Consider the following 22737-nt stretch of genomic DNA (forward strand, 5'->3'; position numbering starts at 1 on the left):
TTTTATGGAAGACCTTCCCATCTAAGTTAAAGCTGTCTGGTTATCAAATTTGTTTCGATCTTTAATCGAGTGAAACATGTGATACACCAGAGGAACCAGTAACAAACTCACCATCATCGAAAAGCTTAATCCCCATACCACGGCTATGGCCAACGGTTGCAACATTTCTGAACCTTCGCCAAATCCAATCGCCAGCGGCAACATCCCCATTACAGTACTCAATGTAGTCATCAAAATTGGCCGCAAACGCAATCTCACTGCTTCAATAACAGCTTCGGTTAAGTTGTTATTATGACGTCGTTCAAGCTCAATATAATTCACCAATAAAATTGCGTTATTCACCACAATACCTATCAACATGATAGTGCCCAGCCAGATTGGCATCGATAAGGGCAGATCAATCCAATAAATTCCCATAGCTACGCCAATGGCGGCAAACGGTACACTCAATAAAATTATTATTGGATTTAACAAAGACTCGTATTGGATTGCCATCACTACCAGAACCAGAAATAACGCCAGACCCAGCAAAATAAGATTTTGATATTGCTGCTGTTCCAAAGCTTCTCGTTGGCCGCCATCATAAATGGTATATCCGGTCGGCAGCTCTATTTCTTGACGCATTTGATCCAGCTGAATCAATGCTTCACCCAATGTAGCGCCATCAGCCAAAGCAGCGGATAGCTCGACAATTCGCATCTGATTTTCCCGACGAATCCGAGAGGGTGTATCAAGCAGTTCTATTTCGGCAACATCACCTAAATATAACGGTGAGCTTCCATCCGACGAAGGAAACAGAATGATGGAACGTAATGCCTGCGGATTATTCATCTCTTCCTGTGGAAGCCTTAGACGGATGTCATAAGAGCGATTACCCTCAAGGAAATCACTGATAACACGACCCTGCAGAGCGGTTTGAGCTGCTTCAGCAAGATCCTGCATATCCAAACCCAGTTCCTGAGCTCTATCCCGATTCAGCTTGATTGAAATTTCAAAGCGTTCCTCCTCTGCAGAATGCTCTACATTCGTCAGTAAGGGAATTTGCCGCATTTTATCGGCGATCTCATCAGCTACGGTTTTCATTACTGCGAAATCCTCGCCTTGTAAGCGCAAGCTGATATCTTCATCACCACTATGAGTGCGTAATCCACGAATACCGCGCTGAAACAAAAATACCCGTAACCCGGCAATCTGTAATTCATCAATTTGTTTACGGATATCTTTTATCCATTCCTGGCTGGAGATATCTCGTTGGTCCGCTGGCACCAGTTCGATGGTCATTTCCGCGCGACTGGGTTCTTCACGTTGAGAACGTCCAAAAACGCTACCACCGACCAGAGTAAAGATGGTTTCCGTTTCTGGTTTCGCATCCATTATCTGTTCAATACGTTGAACATAACTATCCATTTCATCAACAGAAATGCCTGAATCTGAAACCATCCGCACTTCAATACGGCCATCATCAATATTCGGCAGCAAAATCTGATTACCACTGGTAAAGATGGGCAGACTTAAAGCAAATCCACCAATAAATAACGCAATAATAAGCAATTTAATTTTGAGGAAAAAACGAATGACCTTGCCATAGCCAAGCTGTAAAAATCCGATTAAGCCATCCATCATTTTTCGGATGGGGTTATTGCTGATTTGGGTGACTTTGGCGGCATAGGCTGGCACTAGAGTTAGTGCAATCACCATGGACGCAAAAATGGCCGCTGAAATAGTAAAGATCAATTCGCTGAACAACAGGCCGGTTAAGCCCCCAATAAATAAAAACGGCAGAATAGCAGCAAGATTGGTAGAGGTTGAAGCGATAATCGGTCCATTAACTTCTGCAGCAGCGTGTGTGCCGGCTTCTAATGGCTTTTCATGTTTGCATTGATGGCGGTAGATGTTTTCCAGCATAACGATGGTGTTATCAACTAGCATGCCCACGCCTAATGCTAAACCGCCTAGCGTCATGATATTGAGTGTCAGTCCGCCAAGCCCCATCAATACAAAAGTAAACATAATGGCAATCGGGATAGCACTGCCGATGATCAGAGTACGCCGTAAATTACCGAGAAACAGATACACCACCAGCATAGCTAAGATTGCGCCACTGATGGCCGCGGTTGCAGCATTTTTCAAAGATTGCTTGATATACACCGATTGGTCGGTAACCGCCGTCACATTGATACCTGGAGGAATAACATTCTGCTCTTCAAGCCAATCCAGCTGCCGGTTTACCACTTCAACTACATTATTGGTATTAGCATTAGGCTGTTTTTGAATAGCCAATTTAATGCCGCTGATGCCATTAGCTCGGATCCGCAATCTTTCATCCTCACTGCTGTCCACAACCTTAGCGACTTCATGCAATTTGATGATGTTATTGTCTGTGCGGCCAATTGGCAGTTGGCGAATTGCTTCGACTGAATTCAGTCGACCCCCGATTCGTCCAGTGATTTCACTGCCAGGCATTTGTAATCGACCAATCGCAATATCATCATTGGCGCTCTGAATTGTTTCAACAATATTCCGATAACTTAAACCCATTGCCGCCAGGCGTTGTTGATCGGGGATGATCTGAATTTCCCGTTCAACACCACCACCAATCTCTGCGGCGGCAACCCCAGGCAAATTAATAAACCATTTACTGAGAATATCGTCGGTCCAGGTCCGCAAATCGACTAAAGACATCAAATCTGAACTGACGACAAACTCAATAACGGGTATCTGCGAAGGATCGCGTTTGAATATTTCCGGCGGCTGAATCGAGTCAGGTAATTGTGTTTTGGCACGATCCAGTCGGGTGCTGGCATCGCGAAGTGCTACATCAATGTCTTTGCCATAATCGAAGGTAATATCGATTTCAACAATGCCCAGATCTGTTGAGGATTGAACATTTAAGGCATCTTCAGTAATCGCTAGCTGCTCTTCGACAAACCGCGTGACCTGATCTTCCATAACGGTCGCTGGCACACCTTCATCCAGAATTCGAATACGGATATCGGGATAGATAATTTGTGGCAGTAAATCAATCGCCAAACGGCTTAGCACGGCCAAACCCAGCACAATTACTGTCATGGCAATCATCGATACCCCGATAGGGTGTTTAATCGACCATGCTGCCAGGCCGCCACCTTGAATTTTCATGGGGTATTCTCAATGTCCGTCAGGGGTAGCGGTTCCGTCGCAGAGGGAGCATTAACGATTTTGACTTCTTTGTTATCACGAAGATTGGTAAAGCCACGGATCACGACTAACTCACCACCTTCCAGGCCTTCCAGGATCTCTATCTGATCACCAATTTCAAGTCCGGTGGTCACAGGTGTCATTTTTACTCGATTGTTTGCATCAACTGTAAAAACATATTCCTCTTCAACTGAGCGACGCAAAGCAATAAAGGGAACTAACAATCTTTCGGCTTGCTGACTGGTCAGTGTGACTCGAACAAACTGACCAGCTCGTGCGCCTGGAGGAACGGGTGTCAGGGCTATTTCAAGCGTGCCGGTTCGTGTTAATGGATTGATATCTGGGTAAATTCGACTGATTCTGCCGGGCAGAGTTTGATGTTCGCTTTTACCGGCACGCAAAGCATCGATTTGAATACGGACCTCATCGCCAACCTGTAAATTATTTAATAGCAGTTCTGAAAGCTGGACTTCAGTAATCAATGTTTGCTGATCGGCAATGGTCATTAAATGGGAATAGCGCTCGGCAATATTGCCCGGTTCAGTATTTCGATGCGTCACAACGCCGGAAATGGGAGAGCGGATAACAAAATAAGAGAGGCGGGTCTGCAACGCTTCTTGTTCTGCTTCAGCAACTGCCAGCTCCGTTTCGATACGGGTTAATTCATTTTGCGTGGTCAGTTTACGGGCAACCAGATCTTTAATCTGTGCCAGATCGGTTGCAGATTTTCGGGTTAAGGCTTGAGCACGGGTGAGTTGGGAGCGCAGCAAACGATCATCGAGTCTGGCGATAATCTGGCCTTTCTCAACACGATCCCCTTCAAAAAACGGCAATTCAGAAACTTGACCTTCTTCCTGATTAAAGATTTGAATTTCCTGAATGGCTCTTAAACTGCCATTACGTTCTCTTGTAACAGAAATATCTTTTACTTCAGCACGGACGACTTCGACTAAATGCGGTTTGATTTGAGCTGTTGCTGTTGGTCTATCACGCTCACACCCTGTAAGGCTCAAAACAGTAAGCAGCAGAGCTGGCCATAATAGTTTTTGCTTCATTTAAAAGAATGATCTCGAATATTGGAGTAAAGCCGGGATAGGGAGTATTTAAGTCATTTTATGGGCAATTTTCCTATCCCTTAGTTCCTGGTCGATGTTATCCCATCAATGTGTCAAATTATGTAAAGAGGGCGTTTCCAGTGTGGTGATGCGAGGATTATGCATTGCCTGTTTTTTGTCAGCTGACGTGTTATAGCCCCAGTTAGCAAAAAATAACTTAATAGCTGACAGTGATGGCGTTTGAATCACATCCAGCAACGTCGGCAGCCGATCTTCAACAAACAAAATGGTTGCGATTGGGTTTAACCGTTGTAGATCTTCGAGGATTTGTGGTTTTTTCAGCTTACGATCCAAACCATAGATTTGTTGCGGCAAAATATCTATTTGATTGGCTGAGAGGATCTCGGTGACAAAGCGCTCTTGTTTGGTGGTAATGATAAAGCGCTGCTGCAATGGGATTTGTTGTAAAAACTCTCTTACACCAGGATAAAGTGGATTCATCTCTATCCAGCTGGCAAGATCGGTTTTAATCCAGTTATCCCGATATTCACCAAACTGCTTTTTTAAATCAGCGACAGCTAGGTTCTCCCGAAGCAGAATAAGGTTTATCTGCTTGGGAAAGTCATCAATTAGCAGATCTGATGGAGTGCCCTCATACAGCAATCGGCAAATTAAAATGGCCTCATAACCCGTTTCCATAACCGGTCTGACAACGCGAAAATCGCTGAGGATTTGCTCAGGCATTTGTGTTGGCATATCGGGCCAAATTTGGCTTGCCACTTGCCAACCACTGAGTCCTGTTTCAAGCGCGCTATCACAGAGAACACCATCAAAATCAAGCGCGAATAACTGGGTCTGCATGACTTTTAAAGCAAACAATGCTCTGCATAATCACCCGCTTCATTAGCCGTCCAGTCACCTTTCGGTTTTTCTTTCATATGCACACACCAGGCATCTGAACCAACTTCAGGTGTGCAGGCTGAAAATAGCAGGGTTAATAACGCAATAGCAAAAAAACGCTGAATGTTCATTTTATGACTCCGAAAAGTTATTAAGCCGAGCGTTGATAAACGACTTTGCCTCTTTGCCCTGAAACAGGGTATGGCTGACTTGATGTTGAAACAACCATCCACCAAACGGACTGTTTTTGCCGGCACTGATAAATGATGAAGGCTGACAGTCGTATTGCACATCCGCATCGATAATACAGATATCGGCGCTGGCACCGACTTTAAGTTGTCCGGCATCGATGCCCAAAATCGCTGCTGGTTGGCAGGTCAAACTTGCAATAGCTTGATGCAAGGTGATTTCATCATCTTCTACCAATTTCAGTGTCAACGGTAACAAGGTTTCCAGTGCTGAAAGACCTGGTGTTGTCTCAGCAAACGGACCTAATTTGGCATCAGCATCCAATGGCTGATGATGAGACGAGACAGCTTGGATAACGCCATCGCGTAATCCTTGTTTGAGTTGTTCGCGATCTCTTACACCTCTTAACGGCGGCATAACATGACTGAAACTGTCGTAATTACCTAAATCATGTTCGCAAAGATGTAGATGATGAGCACTGACATCAGCAGTCACTGGCAGGCCACGTTCTTGTGCTTCACGAATAAGTTTGACTGCTTTTCCTGTTGATAAACTATGAAAGTGAGCGCGTACTCCGGTTTGTTCAATCAGAATCAAATCACGACTTACCGCAATAGTTTCGGCGCTTTCTGGAATACCCGATAGACCTAACCGGGCACTGACCGTACCTTCGTGAACACAACCTTGTTTTTGTAGCCATGGATCGGCGGCGTTAATAAACACGGTTAAATCCAGCGTGGCTGCATATTCAAGTGCACGACGCCAAACCACGGTATTTTTGATTTCGGACACACCATTACTGACACCAACACAACCCGCCGCTTTTAGTGCAGCCATCTCGGCTAGCAGTTCACCATTTAATTTTTGTGTCAGTGCTCCGATGGTAAGCACCATCGTTCGGCCAGCTTTTTTGGCCCGATCTTCAATTAATTCCACTACCGCTGGTGTATCAATAACCGGATCAGTATCGGGGGGAACAGCCAATGTGGTAATACCACCAGCGGCTGCCGCACGAGTTTCACTTTCAATAGTCGCGGTATGCTCCTGACCGGGTTCACGTAATCTGGCACTCAGATCAACGAGTCCAGGACAGACGATTTTATTGTAGGCGTCGATTTCAATATCGGCATCAAAGCCAGCCAAATCTTCAGCTATAGCCACAATCCGCCCATCTTCAATATAGACATTGTGATCAACATCCAGCTGGCTGGCAGGATCAATGACACGACCATTTTGAATACAAATCTTCATTATTCAATCTCTGCCTGTTCTGATTGGCTGGCTAGCGCCATCGACATAACGGCCATACGAATAGCGATACCGTGAGTGACCTGCTCGAGGATAACTGATTGCGGTCCATCGGCAACAGATGAGGCGATTTCAACGCCGCGATTAATAGGTCCTGGGTGCATCACAATGGCATCCGGTTTGGCGTATTTGAGCTTTTCTTCGGTCAGTCCGTAACAACGAAAGTATTCACGAGCACTGGGTAGTAATGCACCTTGCATACGTTCCAGTTGCAAACGAAGCGTGATGATTACATCAACGTCTTTCAAGCCAGAAGCCATGTCATGATAGACATGCACGCCTAATGTATGGCTGTCACGAGGTAATAAGGTTTGTGGCCCAATGACCCTAATTTCACCTACGCCAAGCGTCGCTAATGCCTGAATTTGTGAACGCGCAACCCGCGAGTGCAAAAGATCGCCGATGATAGCTACCCTAAGGTTGGCAAAGTCCTGTTTATGACGACGAATGGTAAACATGTCCAGCATCGCCTGGGTAGGATGTGCATGACAGCCATCGCCAGCGTTGATGACACTGACATGAGGTGCAACATGCTGGGCAATAAACTCGGCAGCACCACTCTGATCATGGCGAACGACAAACATATCGGTATGCATGGCTTCGAGGTTATGCAGTGTATCGAGCAGGCTTTCGCCTTTGGAGGTAGCAGAGGTGCTGATATTAAAGTTCATCACATCCGCTGATAGGCGTTTAGCCGCAAGCTCAAAGGTAGAACGGGTGCGTGTACTGTTCTCAAAAAACAGATTGATAATGGTTTTACCGCGTAATAGCGGGACTTTTTTTACCTGGCGATGACTGATGCTGGAAAACTGCTCAGCTCGATCCATGATTTCGGTTAACAGTGGGCGTTTCAGACCTTCAATTGTCAGAAAATGCCGAAGCTGGCCACTCTCTGTCAGTTGATTACTCTGCATATGGCGCTCCTGCAGCGCGGATTTCCAACTGCAAACCATCTTTATTACGTAATTTCAGATGTTGGTTACGGGGCAATATCACTGAGGCACCGACAATATCCGGTCGAATAGGTAATTCACGGCCATCGCGCTCAATCAGTACCGCGAGTGTCACACTGGCCGGACGCCCATAATCAAAAATCTCATTCAAAGCGGCTCGTGTGGTTCGGCCGCTGTAAAAAATATCGTCTACCAATACCAAATGACGATTATCAACCTCAAAGGGCAGGTCGGATGGAGACACTTGTGGATGCATGCCGATACGGGTGAAGTCGTCGCGATAATAGGCGATGTTCAAAGTGCCCAGAGGCGCATCAAAAAAGTCTTCTCCAAGAATCTTCTGCAAGGCTTTTGCTACCCATACACCACCAGTATGGATCCCCACCAGCAGAGGATCTTTATCGGCAAGTTCCTCGCGTATGGTTTCAGCCATTTCTTCGAGCAGGTTTTGAATTTCCGCTGTAGTTTTGGGCATTGTCATTGTTGGTCCAACCATGATTGAAGAATAATTTGAGCCGAGAGTTTATCGACATCACTGCGTTTATCGGTGTGCATTTTACTGCGTATTCCCATTTGATCGAGCGCTTCAAAGGTAGTTAAACGCTCATCCTGCCAGACCACCGGAATATTAAATCGATTGTTCATGCGGTTGCCAAATTTACGCGCGGCAGCGGTCATTAATTGTTCTGTGCCATCCATATTCAGCGGCAAGCCCACAACAATCAGTCCAGGTTGCCATTCGGCCATTATTTTAGCGATGTTATCCCAGTCTGGAATACCATCTCGGGCGGATAAGGCGGCAATACCTCTGGCGGAGTTTGTTAATTGATGGCCAACCGCCACGCCAATGGATTTCATACCAAAATCAAAGCCGAGAATGTTTTTATCAGAACTCATGCATGGCCTGTGGTATTAGACATCAGATTGATGTCGATGCCCAGTAATTTTGCTGCAGCATGCCACCGGTCTTCTGCACGGGTTTGATAGAGCAGTTCAGCGGTTGCCGCAACCGTAAGCCAACTGTTTTCGGCTATTTCCTGTTCCAATTGACCTGCTTCCCAAGCGGCATAACCCAGAGTAACAATGGAATTTGGTGGTCCTTTATCGGTACCTAATGACTCTAAAATATCGCTGGAAGTGGTTAAAAAAGTTTCATCGGTAATCTTCAGGGTATTTTTCCAGCGTTCACCGCCATCATGCACCACCATACCTTGGTCTTTTTGTACTGGGCCACCAAATAAGACGGCGGTGTTATTAGCCCATTCGGAATTATTGGTGATTTGAAGATGGTTGAGCAGCTCTCGCATCATGATTCGGGTGGGGCGGTTAATGATTAGACCCATTGCACCATCTTCATCGTGTTCGCACAGATACACCACCGAGTGATAGAAAAAACTATCTATCAGCGTGGGCATGGCAATGAGGAAATGGTGTTTGAGATAGGTCATAAGCGTTAAAAGAACGTAAATCCGACCTGGAATAGTCGTTCTACTTCCTTGATATAACGCTTGTTGGTCAAAAACAAAATGACATGATCTTCAGCTTCGATCATGGTGTTTCGATGCGCGATGATAACTTCGTCACCCCGGACAATGGCACCGATTGAGGTGCCCGGCGGTAAATCGATTTCATCAATCCGTCGGCCTACTACCATTGATGAGCCTTTATCGCCATGAGCAATGGCTTCCAATGCTTCGGCTGCACCGCGACGCAATGAATGTACCGCTACAATATCGCCACGGCGTATATGGGCAAGCAAGCTACCGATAGTCGCTTGTTGTGGTGAAAGTGCAATATCGATGGTACCGCTTTCAACCAAATCCACATATGCGGCACGATTGATTAACGATAAAACTTTGCGGGCACCAAGCCGTTTGGCGAGCATAGCCGACAAAATATTTGCTTCGTCATCATTGGTGAGAGCACAGAACATATCCACATTGTCGATTTCTTCTTCGAGTAATAACTCCTCGTTCGCGACATCGCCCAGCAAGACAATACTTTTAGATAATTCTTCTGATAGATAATCGGCTCGGGCGCTATTGGCTTCGATAATCTTGATCTGATAGTCGTTTTCCAGTGCTCTAGCCAACCGGATACCAATGTTGCCACCACCAGCTAACATGATGCGTTTATAAGGTTTTTCCAGGCGGCGTAATTCAGCCATTACCGAGCGAATATCTTTACTGGCAGCGATGAAAAACACTTCATCATCGGCTTCAATGACGGTTTCGGCTTCCGGCAGGATGGCTTTGCCATTACGGAAGATTGCGGCCACACGGGTTTCGGTTTTAGGAATATGTTTACGTAAATCGCGTAGCGGATTGCCGACTAACGGTCCGCCATGAAACGCTCTTACTGCCACTAATTGAACCAAGCCATCGGCAAAATCCAGTACCTGTAACGCATTAGGATGGCTGATTAGCCTTTCGATATATTCCGTGACCAATTGCTCAGGGCTAATTAATACATCAATGGCAAAGGCATCATTGTTGAATAGTTCTGGTTTTCCAAGATATTCCGGTGCACGAATCCGAGCAATTTTGGTGGGCGTGTTGTAAAGCGTATGGCATATCTGACAGGCAACCATATTGGTTTCATCGCTATTGGTCACTGCCAGTACCAGATCTGCGTCAGCCGCTCCGGCCCGAGCCAGAACATCCGGATGTGAAGCTAGGCCTTGAATGGTTCGTATATCATAATGATCCTGGAGTTTGAGCAGGCTATTGGCGTCAGTATCCACTAAGGTGATGTCATCATCTTCACGGGCCAGCGTGGCAGCAACTGAGGCACCCACTTGACCGGCACCGAGAATGAGAATCTTCATTGCAAATCCTTAAACTTGTTTACTATCAATGCCTAGCGCCCGCAGTTTCCGGTATAGATGGGTGCGTTCCATCCCCGCTAATTTAGCGGCTTTACCTACATTACCATCGGTTTCCTGTAATTTTTGCAGCAAATAAATTCGTTCAAACTGTTCGCGTGCTTCACGTAACGGTTGATCAAAATTGATACCGGTTACATCATCGGCCTGGGGGGGCTGCTCGGCTTGCAGGGCGGATTCCACATCCTCAACATCAATATCATCTGAATCCCCGAGCACCAATAGTCGCTGAATAACATTTTTCAACTCCAGTACATTGCCCGGCCAAGCATAATTTCGCAGACGATTCTGGGCTGCCACAGTAAAACGACGATAAGGCAGATCGGCCTGTGTGGTTTGCTGATCGACAAAGAAATGCACCAGTTCAGGGATGTCTTCAACATGATCGCGCAGAGCCGGTAATTGCAGCGTGATGGTATTCAGTTGATAAAACAAACCTTCACTGAAGTCACCGCGGGCAATCACTTTGTCTAAGCCAAGTTGGGTAGCGCAAATCAACTGACATTCTTTGAGGCGACCGCTTTCCAAGAGATGTTGCAGCAAAGCTTGAGCTTCATCACTGAGCAAGGCAACGTCATTAATGTAAAGCGTGTTGTTTTGGGCCAGAGAAACTAGTTTATGACTATCAAGCGGGAAACTCTCAGGGCTGACTTCAATAAACTTACCGCTGTTGTATAAACCCAGTCGATGCAGATAATAAGCAAAGCAGTGTTTACCTGTACCGCCTTCACCAATCAGTAAAATCGGCATTTCATGACCGGCAACCCGTTCAGCCTGTTCACGAAGTTGTGCCATTTTTGGGCTTTTGCCAACAGGTTCCAAAGCAAACTCATGGCGTTGGGCTGCTTGTTTAGCGCGGTTTTCTATGGCTAATTCCACGGCGCGAAGTAATTTCGCCATCGATAACGGTTTTTCAATAAAATCACTGGCACCGGAACGGGTGGCTTCCACGGCAGTTTCGATAGTGCCATGTCCAGACATCATAACGATCGTAACACCAGGATTTTGTTGCTTGAATTCTTTGAGCAGGCTGATACCGTCAACATCAGGCATCCAGATATCGAGCAACACTAGTTGCGGTTGTTGCTGGGTAAAAACCAGCCGAGCTTCTTCTCCATTACTCGCAGTGACGACCCTGTAGGCTTCATCTTCGAGAATGTCTTTAATGAGCTCCCGGATATCCGGTTCATCATCTACAACTAAAATAAGTGGTTTTTCAGTACTCACGCCTAATCTTCCTCCAGTGGTAGCCGAATTATTATACCTGCTCCGTCGGGGTTAAGGTTTTCTGCCCAGACATCCCCGCCATGTTCTTCGATAATTTTTTTGACTATTGCCAAGCCCAATCCGGTGCCTTTGATTTTGGTGGTGGCATAGGGCTCAAACAGTTTGTCCACCATGTCTTTTGGGAAGCCCGGCCCATGATCGTTAATGATGATTTCCAGCCACGGTAAATGTTGCTGCATTATTAAGTGGTAACTGATCACTATATCAACGGGTTTATTTGCTTCTTCGCTGGCTTCGATAGCGTTTTTCAACAAATTGTGGAAGACCTGTCGCATCCGGTTTTTATCAACATTGACACGAATTTCAGCCGGACTGTTCAATAAGGTGAACTGATGGTTGGCATGACTTTGATACAAGGTCAAAACTTCACGGAGTAATTGGCCAATCGACACTTTTTCCAGTTGTAATCCAGGGCTACGGGCATAGTCGGAAAACTCGTTGACCATATCTTTCATTGCTTCAACTTGCTGCACAATCGTATCGGTGAGCTTTTGTAATGTTTCGGTTTGATCAGGTGGTACCAACGAAGCATATTTATGTTGTAAACGTTCAGCCGATAGCTGGATTGGCGTTAACGGGTTTTTAATTTCATGCGCTAACCGGCGTGCTACTTCACCCCATGCCGCATTGCGCTGCGCCTGAAGCAATGTGGTGATGTCGTCAAACACGATGACCCAGCCAGTTTCGGCCGGTAAAGGCGTGCCATGGCACATCAGCGTTTGTCGCCCTTTGGTTTGCTGCAGTTCAATCTGCTGTTGCCAGGCAACAGCTTTGAAGGTGTAGTTTTGGATTAATAAGGAAAAGCTATGCAAATTATCGTTGAGCTTTCCTAAAGAATCCAAAGAGCTTTCCAAACGTTGCTGCAGATTAACACCAAGGATCTTGCTACTGGCAACATTCGCTGTTCGAAGATACAGATCGTTATCAATGGTAATAACGCCACTGGATAAACTGCCAAGTACGGTGGTTAGATAGCTGGTTTGTTGTTCAAGTAACCGATGACTTCTGTCCGAGGCGTTTCGGGCTTGAGTAAGACGTTGTGTCATCTGATTGAATGAGCGCACCAGAAAGCCGATTTCATCGTGCCCCGAAGCGGTAAGTTGCATATTGTAGTTACCGGAAGCAACCGCCTGCGTACCGGCAGCCAGCTCTTGTAACGGCTGAACCATGCGTCGGGAAATCCAAACCGCAAACCAGATAGAAGCCAGCATGGTCAGGAACACGATCAGACTTAAAGTTAAGGTAAAAATGGTGACCAAGGGTTTGCGTAAATAACTCAATTCTTTGTAGTCGGTATAAGCATCCTGAACATTTTTACCCAGAGAGCTCAAATGATCATTAACCGGAAAAGACACATGTAAATAGCGTTCTTCGGTCAGTATCGATTTCCGCGGTAACATCACTGCGGCACTTAATTCCAGCTCATCATTCGCGGCCGGGTCCAGACCAATATAGTCTTCGCCCTGTAGCAAGCGACGAACGATTGATTCATCCGGTGCTTCAGGAATAAAAATAGCCGGATTTTCGATGCTGGAAACCACGAGTTGTCCATTAGTATTCCAAATAGTGATTTCCAGCGCGCCACTTAACTGTGTCAGTTCTCGCAAACTATGTGAAAGGCGTGCATCCGGTAATTCAGACAATACGCCAGCCATCATTCGGGTCTGCCTCAATAATGTGCGCATGCGGATACCAAAGGCATTACGACTTAATTCCAGTGAATCTTCTAACGCCTGCTCCACTTTTACATCGAACCAACTGTTGATGCCTCGTTGCAGAAAGTGAACAGAGAATCCGTAAACAATGCTGGTGGAGCCAACGATCAATAAGACAAATAAACTGACCAGTTTCAGTGTGAGTCGAGAACCAGGTGCTTTGCGTTTAAAATCGCGATAAAGCCGGTATAAGCCTCGGCCAAGAATGATGGCCAGCAGTAACAGACATACCAGCCCTAGTCCGAAGATATAGAGAAATAAATCGCTCAGTCTGGAAGTATCCTGGGTCGCCGCACTAAGTAGATAGGCCAGAACAAGTAATAATAAGGCCAGTGAAAAATACGGCGCGGTCCCGCTACTTAGTCCTCTAATTAATTGGAAGGCCATGCCACCTCATACCAGTCGCTGGCTAAGTCCCACTTACTGGACAAAAAGGCCCCTGGACGCATCGGTGATGGAAGGGCATTCAAATCAAGTTGACTGCGTAATCTTAGAATTAGGTTATCGGTTTCAAGAGTATGTTGGGGCGGCAGACTTAAATCTTTTATCTCTCCCATAGCATTTAATGCGCCCTCCATCGTAGGAAAATTACGATGGGTTTTAGTTGCCATGGAATGTAATAAATACTGTTGCGACAGATCGTGGTAACGCAACACATAACGTATTTCAGTTGACCAGATATTGTTGCGCCATTGCCACCATTCACCCAGCACCGGGTAAACCCGAATGAGTTGAATTTCCTGAACAAAGGTGATGGGTACGCCGTTATAGAGCGCTTCTTTTACCCGAGCGTTTAGTGGGTAATTAATTTCGGCATTCAGTAAATAGCCATTGCCGGCGGGAGAGGTGTGTGCATCAGCTATGTAAAACGATTCTGCCTGAACGGTTTGTACCGATACAAACACAAATACAATAGACGTCAGTAGACGTTTAACGGTGACGTAAGCAGGCATAATAGAAACCATCCAGATCGTTATCTCCCGGTAGCAATTGATAGCCGAAGCCTGCTCTTCGTGCTGGAGCCATCGCTGGAATATGCTCCATCGCATCAGGCTGACGTAACAAAAATGCTTCTATCTGTAATTCGTTTTCCTGCTTAAATGCAGAGCAGGTGGTATAAACCAGCAAGCCATCGGGTTTCAGTAATGGCCACAATTTATCCAGTAAATCTTGTTGTTGTCGTGCTAATTGCTGGATATCCTCATGCTTTCTGAGCAGCTTGATATCCGGATGCCGACGAATGACTCCACTGCCGCTGCACGGCGCATCGATCAATATACGGTCAAATTGCTCACCATTCCACCAGTTTTGTGTGTCGCTGGCATCTGCTGCCAAACAAGTTGCACTCAAATGTAATCGAGACAGGTTTTCGTCGACCTGTTTAAGCCGCTCATCACTGATATCAAGCGCCGTCACATGGTTGGTCGGAAATCTTTCCAGAATATGACAGGTTTTTCCGCCGGGAGCTGCACAAGCGTCTAAAATGCGCAGCCCTTGCTGTAAATCAAGTAAATCAACAACTTGTTGCGCAGCACCATCCTGGACCGATACGGCACCATCGACAAATCCCGGCAAGCTAAAAACATCACAGGCTTGTTCCAATAAAATGCCTTGAGCACAATTTTCAATCGCTGAGGCGGCGATGTTTGCCGCTGCTAATAATTCCAAATACTCTGTTTGTGAATATTCTCGGCGATTGACTCGCAGCATCATTGGCGGCTGCTGGTTATTAGCCTCCAAAATCTGCTGCCAGTGATCCGGCCAATCGCTTTGGTATTTTTCAATCAACCAGGCTGGGTGAGCAAAGTTGCTGACGAGCTGTTGTTTAACGGATTTTTCCAGTACATCTTGTTGACGCTGATAATTACGCAGACAGGCATTGATTAATCCGCTGGCCCACTGTTTGTTGAGCAGTTTGCTGGCGTTAACGGTTTCAGACAATGCTGCATGATCTGGAATTCGCAATGAGCGCAGTTGATAGATGCCCATCAGCAATAAGGCAAAAACATCTCCGTCTTTAGTCTTTAGTGGTTTGGACAGTAATTGCTTGCCCATGAATTCAAGCGTGGGATACCAGCGAATCACGCCATAACTGAGCTGCTGAAATAAGCTACGTTGAGATTCATCCAAACGCTTGCTGATATCCACAAAAGCAGTATTTAACGATTGGCCCTGAGTGACTCGCTGAATCACTAAGGCAGCTGCACTTCGTGCACATAAGGTTTTGCTTTTAGCCAAAATGATCACCGGCTTTTAAGGTATGAGCATTAAGAAAGTCTCTTACCGGCATGGCTTTTTTTCCCGGAGCCTGGAGAGTCAATACTCGGATGACTCCGTCTCCAGTAGCAATATCAATTCCATCACGATCGATCTGGATAATCGTGCCAGGTATTGCCTTTGGATCGTGATGGTCAATCACGGCAGCGTTCCAGATTCTCAGCATTTTGTCATGCCAGAGTGTTTGAGCAACCGGCCAGGAATTAAATGCACGAATTTGGCGATCGATTTGCAGAGCGGGTTGTGTCCAGTCGATGTTGGCTTCGGCTTTTTGTAATTTTGCCGCATAACAACTTTCGGCATCATTTTGCGGGCTGGCTTTAGCTTGTAGTTGCTCAAAATTATTCAGAGTTTCAAGTAGCGTATCTGCTCCGAGTTTGGCAAGTTTATCGTGCAGTTGCTCACCGGTATCGGTAGCTTCGATGGGTATTTCCGCGCGCTGCAGAACGGGGCCGGTATCGAGTCCGGCTTCCATTTGCATAATACAAATCCCGGTTTTACTGTCTCCAGCCAGAATTGCACGTTGAATCGGTGCTGCACCGCGCCAGCGTGGTAATAAAGAAGCGTGAACATTGATACAGCCCAATCGAGGCGTATCCAAAACAATTTGTGGCAGTAACAGGCCATAAGCCACCACGATCATTAAATCAGCCTGATAACTGGCAAGTTTTTCCCTATCGGTTTCTTCTTTGAAATTGAGCGGTTGTTCAACAGTAATATGATGTTGTAACGCTAGTTGTTTTACCGGGCTGGCGGTCAGTTTACGACCACGACCAGCAGGTCGATCCGGTTGTGAGTAGACTGCGCAGATTTCATGTTCTGTCGTCAGTAAAGCGGCCAGCGTGGTTGCAGCAAAGTCAGGGGTGCCGGCAAAAATGATGCGCATGGATATCCTTATAGTTTTTGTTTCTGGTGTTTCTCCAGCCGTTTTTTGATGCGTTGACGTTTGAGATTACTTAAATAATCAACAAATAACTTGCCTTCCAGGTGATCCATTTCATGCTGAATGCAGGTAGCCAAAATGCCGTCCGCCTCCATTTCAAACATTTCACCTTGCAGATTTAATGCGCGAACGCGAATCTTATCGGCACGGGTAACCATCTCATAAGCTTCTGGAACAGACAGGCAGCCTTCTTCGAAATCACGTTCACCTTCTGTGACCAGTAATTCCGGGTTGATTAGAAACAACGGGCTATCTTTTTCTTCTGAAACATCAATGACGATTAAACGTTTTTGTTCGTTGACCTGAGTTGCCGCCAGACCAATGCCCGGAGCATCGTACATGGTTTCCAGCATGTCGTGAGCCAGCTGCCGAATGTCGTCATCAACCTTCTTTATCGGCAAGGCTTTCTGGCGCAGCCGGGGATCGGGGAAATGCAATATATTTAATAAAGCCATGTTAATACCTGCAATGAATCAATGAAGCAGCAGTTTTTGTTAGTTCAAACTTGCGTAGTAAGCGGCAAGGTTTGCAATATCTTCATCTGATAAGTTTGTAGCCTGCATCTGCATAATAGCCGCCATACCACCTTGACGCTGTTTATCACGGTAGGCTTTGAGTGCTGACTCTAAATACTCAGCATTCTGTCCGGCGAGATTAGGATAAACCGGCATAATTGCAATACCATCGGCACCATGACAGGTTGCGCATACGGCTGATTTAGCTTTACCGGCAGATACATCACCTGCTGCACTGACTAATGCACTCATACTACTTACAGTAAAACCAAGGATAATGCAGGCCGTTAATTTCATCTTGTACTCCGTCAATATGGCTGGCCTTTTCAGGCAGAAAAAGTTTAACCAGTCGAGATATCGACACATTATAAACCAAGTTTGTTGCCGGATTACTTGATTAGTGCAAACGCTTATTAGACACTATGAGCCGTTGCTGTCTGTCCAGGGATATGCTGCCCTGTAGCGTCCATGAGGATTTTATGATGATGCGTCACATCTGTTTGGGTTTAATGGCCCTGTTGATGAGTTCTACGTTGTTGGCAAACCAGGTAGCCCTTAATCCAAACCATCCTGAACGTTATGTGGTGGTCAAAGGCGATACGCTTTGGGATATTTCAGCAAAATTTCTCCAATATCCCTGGCATTGGCCTGAAATATGGCAGGTCAACCCACAAGTCGAAAATCCCCACCTTATCTTTCCCGGCGATGAATTAACGTTGGTCTACCGTGATGGTCGACCAGTACTAGAGTTAAATCGTGGCCAGCAGACTTTCAAGCTTTCGCCTGAAATGCGTGAAATCAGAATGGATGAAGCAATCCACACCATTCCCTTATCAATTATTCGTCCGTTTTTAACCAAACCGCGGGTGGTAGGAACAGAGGTATTGGATGCGGCCCCTTATGTAGTCTCGACAGCAGATGAAAGGTTGCTATCCGGTGCGGGTGATTATGTGTACGTGCGGGGTATCACCGATCCGGATGATACTGAGTTTAGTGTGTTTCGCGGCGGGAAGATTTATTTTGATCCTAACACCGGTGAAGAGCTGGGTGTGGAGGCAATCTACTCTGGCGATGGAGTAATAAAACAACCGGGAGAAATCTCCACTCTGGATTTAACCTATACCGATCGTGAAGTCATGGTAGGTGATAGATTATTAGCCATTGAAGAAGAAGATTTTGAACTCAACTTCTTTCCAAGAGCCCCTTCCCAGCCGATGGAAGGCATGATTATTTCGGTTTTTGATGGCGTCTCGCAAGTCGGACAATATCAAATCGTGGTGTTAAACCTAGGCACTCGCGATGGCCTGGAAAGCGGGCATGTTCTGTCGGTTTATAAAGCCGGAAAAACTATTCGAGACACGGTTAGTGCTGATCGAAAAGCGACAGTAACATTACCGGATGAGCATGCCGGTGAAGCTATGGTATTCAAGCTTTATGACAAAGTGAGCTATGCCATCGTGATGAAAGCGACCACATCCATGCATCTGTTTGACAAGGTGCGTTCTGCAGAATAAAGGAAACAGCTTGCATAGATTCTCTGATTCGCAACTGTTCTTAGCATGTCATCTGGCCTTGCAGCGTATTCCCGGTGTTGGGCCAGTAACCTTTAATAAGTTGGTAAATCAGGTTCATCATCCAGCAGATATTTTCCGTGAAACTCGACTGTTAAAAGGTATTGATCAGACAGTTCTACAGTTATTGCAATCTCCTGACTGGGATCAGGTAGAGCGGGATCTCGAATGGTTATCGGCAGATAACCGCCACGTCATTGATCAACGGCACCCATCTTATCCAGAGTTGTTAAAGCAGATAGCGGATCCTCCTGCATTATTGTTTGTGCAAGGTGATGTCACGTTACTCAGTAAGTGGCAGTTGGCTATTGTCGGCAGTCGAAATCCATCAGCGTCTGGACGTGATAGTGCATTTGAGTTCGCCCGCTATTTGGTGCATGGCGATATCGTGATTACCAGTGGATTAGCCACTGGAATTGACGCAGCAGCACATAAAGGCGCTTTAGCAGCATCGGGTAGGACCATTGCCGTGATTGGTACCGGATTGGATCGAGTGTATCCGGCTGCACATCGTGACTTGGCACATCATATCGCTGAGAATGGGGCCATTGTTTCTGAGTTTCCGCTTGGTACGTCTCCTAAAGCTGAAAATTTTCCCCGCCGTAATCGCATTATCAGTGGATTAAGTTTAGGCACACTGGTGGTTGAGGCCGCCGTAAAAAGCGGATCATTGATAACGGCAAGAATGGCGATGGAACAAGGCCGGGAAGTTTTTGCTATTCCTGGCTCCATTCATAACCCGTTATCTCGAGGCTGTCATCAATTGATACGGGAAGGAGCCAAGCTGGTTGAAACGGCAAATGACATTATCGAAGAGCTTGGTGCCCTGGCTGGAGTGATACCGCAAACTGATCAAAAGATTGATCAAGCAGAAGAGGTTGCCGGGCCAGCGGAATTTGATGAAGATTATCAGCAACTGTTTGAGTTTTTGGGTTATGACCCTATTCACATCGATATACTTATTGACAAAAGCGGATTGACGGTTGATGCCGTTTCATCCATGCTGTTATTACTGGAGCTGCAAGGTCAGGTTGCATCATTGCCCGGAGGACGATACGTCAGAACCGGAACCTGATCGGGCCCACAATAGAGAAGCCGATGAAAGAAAATGTAATTGATGTGTTGCTCTATCTGTTCGAAAACTATATCGATACTGAAGATAGCAGCCAACCTGATAAAGATGTCCTGGAACTTGAATTAGAGCAGGTAGGCTTTCAGGAATTAGAGATACACAAAGCACTTGATTGGCTTGACAACATGACTGTGGTGGCACCGCAGACAGACATTCCCAATACACATATCCGTGTTTTCAGTGACAGTGAAATAGAGCGTCTCGATATTCATTGTCGTGGCTATTTATTGTTTCTGGAACAGGTTGGTGTTTTGGATGTCGAAACCCGCGAAGTTGTTATTGAGCGTGTGTTGGCCTTGGATAGTGAAGAAATTGATCTGGAACAGCTTAAATGGGTCGTGCTCATGGTGCTGTTCTACCAACCGGGCAGGGAAGTCGCTTATGCCTGGATGGAAGATTTAGTGTTTGAAGATTTGGAAGCGGTTATTCACTGAATTTGACCGCTCTTATTATGCATAACACTGCCCGTTTTACACGGGCAGTGTTATTTAGAGCGTCTATTTTTGGTACAGGATTTTATGGGAAAAAAACTCGTCATTGTTGAGTCGCCGGCCAAGGCCAAGACCATCAAAAAATATCTGGGCAAAGATGTAGAAGTCTTGGCATCTTATGGTCATGTCCGGGATTTACTGCCTAAAGAAGGTGCAGTCGACCGTCGAATGATTTTGCAATGAAATATCAGATTATCGATCGCAACAGTAAACATGTTGAGGCGATTGCCAAAGCCATGAAAAAAGCCGACACGCTCTATCTGGCAACGGATCCGGATCGTGAGGGAGAGGCTATCTCCTGGCATTTGTATGAGTTATTAAAAAAGAAAGGCGTATTAAAAGATAAAGAAACCTTTCGTGTTGTTTTCCACGAGATCACCAAACAAGCCGTCAATGATGCGGTAGCGAATCCACGCGAACTGTCGATGGATTTGGTCAATGCTCAGCAAGCGCGTCGAGCGCTCGATTATCTGGTTGGCTTTACCCTTTCGCCACTGTTGTGGAAAAAAGTTCGTCGAGGCTTGTCTGCGGGCAGGGTGCAAAGTCCAGCGCTTAGAATGATTGTCGAGCGAGAACTGGAAATTGAAGCGTTCAAAGCTCAAGAATATTGGACCATCGAAGCTGATGCTGCAGCTGAGAAAATACCGTTTCAAGCAAAATTAACCCAATACAAAAATGAAAAACTTAGTCAGTTCAGTATTGAACATACTGAGCAGGCAGATGAAGTCGTTAAAACATTAAACAAAGCTTCTGAAGGCAAACTGTTAGTTACTCACGTTGAGAAAAAACAACGTAAACGTAATCCCGCTGCACCATTCACCACTTCAACATTGCAACAGGAAGCTTCCCGTAAATTAGGCTTTGGCGCACAGCGCACCATGAGTGTTGCTCAACAGTTATATGAAGGTGTGGATACAGGCGAGGGGGCAGAAGGTTTGATCACCTACATGCGTACCGACTCGGTAACGCTGGCGGCAGAAGCAATCGAAGAAATCCGCATATTTATCGGTCAGCGATATGGCGCTAAATCGGTGCCGAGCAAGCCGCAGGAATATAAAACCAAATCCAAAAATGCCCAAGAAGCGCATGAGGCGATCCGCCCAACCTCAGTGTTGCGCACGCCAGATGAAATGAAGGCGTATTTATCTGCCGATCAACACAAACTGTATAACCTGATATGGCAGCGTACTTTAGCCAGTCAGATGATCCACGCGACTTTGAATACCGTTGCAGTGGATTTGGGCTGTGGCAAGGGAAATACATTCCGTGCCAATGGTTCTACCGTAGTTAATCCTGGCTTTATGAGTGTTTATCTGGAAGGTAAAGACGATACCAAAGGCGACAAAGACGAAACTATTTTGCCGCCGATGGAAGTTGGAGAAGTTATCGACTTAATTGCCATCCGTCCTGAGCAGCATTTTACCGAGCCACCACCGAGATACAGTGAAGCCAGTCTGGTCCGCAGTCTTGAAGAGCATGATATTGGCCGTCCATCAACCTATGCCAGTATTATTTCCACCCTGCTGCAACGTGAATATGTTGAGTTAATTACAAAACGCTTTCATCCAACCGATGTGGGGCGTGTTGTCGGCAAGTTTCTGGTTGAGCATTTTACCCGCTATGTGGACTATGACTTTACCGCCAAACTGGAAGATGATCTGGATGCGGTATCGCGCGGTGAGGCGGAATGGATTCCATTGTTACGCAATTTCTGGGGACCGTTTAAAGAACAGGTCGAAACCAAGGATAAAGAAGTTCAGCGTAGCGATGTGACGCAAGAACTGTTGGATGAAGACTGCCCAAAATGCGGCAAAAAATTATCCAGCCGGTTGGCCGAAGTGGCCGATTTATCGGTTGTACCGGTTACCCTGAATGCGATTACACACGCAACATTGATGGCGAAGAAACTACTGCAAGTGAACCTGAAGTAGTTGAAGGTCGTAAATGTCCTAAATGTGAATCAGATCTCTGGGTACGTACCGGTAAGTATGGCAAATTCATCGGCTGCAGCAGTTATCCGAAATGCAAGCATATTGAATCATTGGAACAGCCGGATAAAACCGGTGTTGAATGCCCGAAATGTAAAAAAGGTGAGATCCTTACCCGTAAGTCCCGACGCGGCAAGGTGTTCTATTCCTGTTCGGAATACCCAACCTGTGATTATGCGATATGGAATGAGCCGGTTGCCGAGCCGTGTCCTAACTGTAATTGGCCGATTTTGAGTATCAAAACCACCAAGAGTAAAGGCACAGAAAAAGTCTGTCCGCAGAAAGAGTGCGGTTACAGCGTCAAAGTGGAAGATGCATAACAAAAAAAGGGACGTGAAAACGTCCCTTTTTT

At 46.1% G+C, this 22737-nt stretch carries 20 protein-coding genes and 1 pseudogene; 4 read left to right on the forward strand and 17 right to left on the reverse strand.

From position 1 onward, the window contains the following. Positions 1-21: 21 nt before the first annotated feature. The 17 genes from E8Q33_RS06945 to E8Q33_RS07025 all read right to left on the reverse strand — a co-directional run bounded on the left by E8Q33_RS06945 (position 22) and on the right by E8Q33_RS07025 (position 17500). Entirely contained in the window at positions 22-3138 is a 3117-nt protein-coding gene (locus E8Q33_RS06945; protein WP_136553797.1) for an efflux RND transporter permease subunit, read from the reverse strand. Continuing rightward, the gene (locus E8Q33_RS06950) at positions 3135-4232 is read right to left on the reverse strand and encodes an efflux RND transporter periplasmic adaptor subunit (protein ID WP_136553799.1); all 1098 of its coding nucleotides are present in this window, start codon (positions 4230-4232) and stop codon (positions 3135-3137) included. Before E8Q33_RS06950 ends, E8Q33_RS06945 begins: the two co-directional genes overlap by 4 nt. Before the next feature lie 105 nt (positions 4233-4337). Next, entirely contained in the window at positions 4338-5111 is a 774-nt protein-coding gene (locus tag E8Q33_RS06955; protein WP_247869963.1) for an HAD family hydrolase, read from the reverse strand. Beyond that, on the reverse strand, positions 5099-5263 hold the full coding sequence (locus E8Q33_RS06960; RefSeq protein ID WP_136553801.1) for a DUF3012 domain-containing protein: 165 nt from the start codon (positions 5261-5263) through the stop codon (positions 5099-5101). The genes E8Q33_RS06955 and E8Q33_RS06960 overlap by 13 nt, the downstream gene beginning before the upstream one ends. Before the next feature lies 1 nt (position 5264). After that, positions 5265-6572, reverse strand: coding sequence for a dihydroorotase (locus E8Q33_RS06965; RefSeq protein ID WP_136553803.1), 1308 nt, complete (start codon positions 6570-6572; stop codon positions 5265-5267). Beyond that, on the reverse strand, positions 6572-7543 hold the full coding sequence (locus tag E8Q33_RS06970; RefSeq protein ID WP_136553805.1) for an aspartate carbamoyltransferase catalytic subunit: 972 nt from the start codon (positions 7541-7543) through the stop codon (positions 6572-6574). Before E8Q33_RS06970 ends, E8Q33_RS06965 begins: the two co-directional genes overlap by 1 nt. After that, on the reverse strand, positions 7533-8063 hold the full coding sequence (pyrR, locus tag E8Q33_RS06975) for a bifunctional pyr operon transcriptional regulator/uracil phosphoribosyltransferase PyrR (protein ID WP_136553807.1): 531 nt from the start codon (positions 8061-8063) through the stop codon (positions 7533-7535). Before pyrR ends, E8Q33_RS06970 begins: the two co-directional genes overlap by 11 nt. Next, entirely contained in the window at positions 8060-8479 is a 420-nt protein-coding gene (ruvX, locus tag E8Q33_RS06980; RefSeq protein WP_136553808.1) for a Holliday junction resolvase RuvX, read from the reverse strand. Before ruvX ends, pyrR begins: the two co-directional genes overlap by 4 nt. Then, positions 8476-9030, reverse strand: coding sequence for a YqgE/AlgH family protein (locus E8Q33_RS06985; RefSeq protein ID WP_069294846.1), 555 nt, complete (start codon positions 9028-9030; stop codon positions 8476-8478). Before E8Q33_RS06985 ends, ruvX begins: the two co-directional genes overlap by 4 nt. A 5-nt stretch (positions 9031-9035) precedes the next feature. Beyond that, positions 9036-10409 (reverse strand): Trk system potassium transporter TrkA, encoded by a 1374-nt coding sequence (trkA, locus tag E8Q33_RS06990; RefSeq protein WP_069294845.1) that lies wholly within the window; start codon positions 10407-10409, stop codon positions 9036-9038. Positions 10410-10418: 9 nt separating this feature from the next. Beyond that, positions 10419-11693, reverse strand: coding sequence for a sigma-54 dependent transcriptional regulator (locus E8Q33_RS06995; protein WP_069294844.1), 1275 nt, complete (start codon positions 11691-11693; stop codon positions 10419-10421). Positions 11694-11695: 2 nt separating this feature from the next. Further along, positions 11696-13855: an ATP-binding protein gene (locus E8Q33_RS07000; protein WP_136553810.1), complete on the reverse strand. Its 2160-nt coding sequence runs from the start codon at positions 13853-13855 to the stop codon at positions 11696-11698. Then, on the reverse strand, positions 13840-14421 hold the full coding sequence (locus E8Q33_RS07005; RefSeq protein WP_247869964.1) for a DUF4390 domain-containing protein: 582 nt from the start codon (positions 14419-14421) through the stop codon (positions 13840-13842). Before E8Q33_RS07005 ends, E8Q33_RS07000 begins: the two co-directional genes overlap by 16 nt. Further along, positions 14399-15706 carry a 16S rRNA (cytosine(967)-C(5))-methyltransferase RsmB gene (rsmB, locus tag E8Q33_RS07010; protein ID WP_136553814.1) on the reverse strand — a complete coding sequence of 436 codons (1308 nt, stop codon included), beginning with the start codon at positions 15704-15706 and terminating at the stop codon, positions 14399-14401. The genes E8Q33_RS07005 and rsmB overlap by 23 nt, the downstream gene beginning before the upstream one ends. Continuing rightward, positions 15699-16631 carry a methionyl-tRNA formyltransferase gene (gene fmt, locus E8Q33_RS07015; protein ID WP_211116116.1) on the reverse strand — a complete coding sequence of 311 codons (933 nt, stop codon included), beginning with the start codon at positions 16629-16631 and terminating at the stop codon, positions 15699-15701. Before fmt ends, rsmB begins: the two co-directional genes overlap by 8 nt. Before the next feature lie 8 nt (positions 16632-16639). After that, the gene (def, locus tag E8Q33_RS07020) at positions 16640-17143 is read right to left on the reverse strand and encodes a peptide deformylase (RefSeq protein WP_136553818.1); all 504 of its coding nucleotides are present in this window, start codon (positions 17141-17143) and stop codon (positions 16640-16642) included. A 39-nt stretch (positions 17144-17182) separates the two neighbouring features. Next, positions 17183-17500, reverse strand: coding sequence for a cytochrome c (locus E8Q33_RS07025; RefSeq protein ID WP_069294838.1), 318 nt, complete (start codon positions 17498-17500; stop codon positions 17183-17185). A gap of 182 nt (positions 17501-17682) precedes the next feature. Between E8Q33_RS07025 and E8Q33_RS07030 the strand changes: the two genes are divergently transcribed. The 4 genes and pseudogenes from E8Q33_RS07030 (at position 17683) to topA (ending at position 22705) form a co-directional block, all read left to right on the forward strand. Then, the gene (locus E8Q33_RS07030) at positions 17683-18717 is read left to right on the forward strand and encodes a LysM peptidoglycan-binding domain-containing protein (protein WP_069294837.1); all 1035 of its coding nucleotides are present in this window, start codon (positions 17683-17685) and stop codon (positions 18715-18717) included. A 10-nt stretch (positions 18718-18727) separates the two neighbouring features. After that, positions 18728-19849: a DNA-processing protein DprA gene (gene dprA, locus E8Q33_RS07035; protein ID WP_136553820.1), complete on the forward strand. Its 1122-nt coding sequence runs from the start codon at positions 18728-18730 to the stop codon at positions 19847-19849. Positions 19850-19872: 23 nt separating this feature from the next. Further along, a complete protein-coding gene (locus E8Q33_RS07040) occupies positions 19873-20340 on the forward strand; it encodes a DUF494 family protein (protein WP_069294836.1) in 468 nt (155 codons plus the stop codon). 84 nt (positions 20341-20424) lie between these two features. Continuing rightward, positions 20425-22705: pseudogene (topA, locus tag E8Q33_RS07045) on the forward strand (type I DNA topoisomerase). Positions 22706-22737 lie beyond the last annotated feature (32 nt).

This window comes from Methylophaga sp. SB9B (genome assembly GCF_004832235.1).
Classification (GTDB): Bacteria; Pseudomonadota; Gammaproteobacteria; order Nitrosococcales; family Methylophagaceae; genus Methylophaga; species Methylophaga muralis.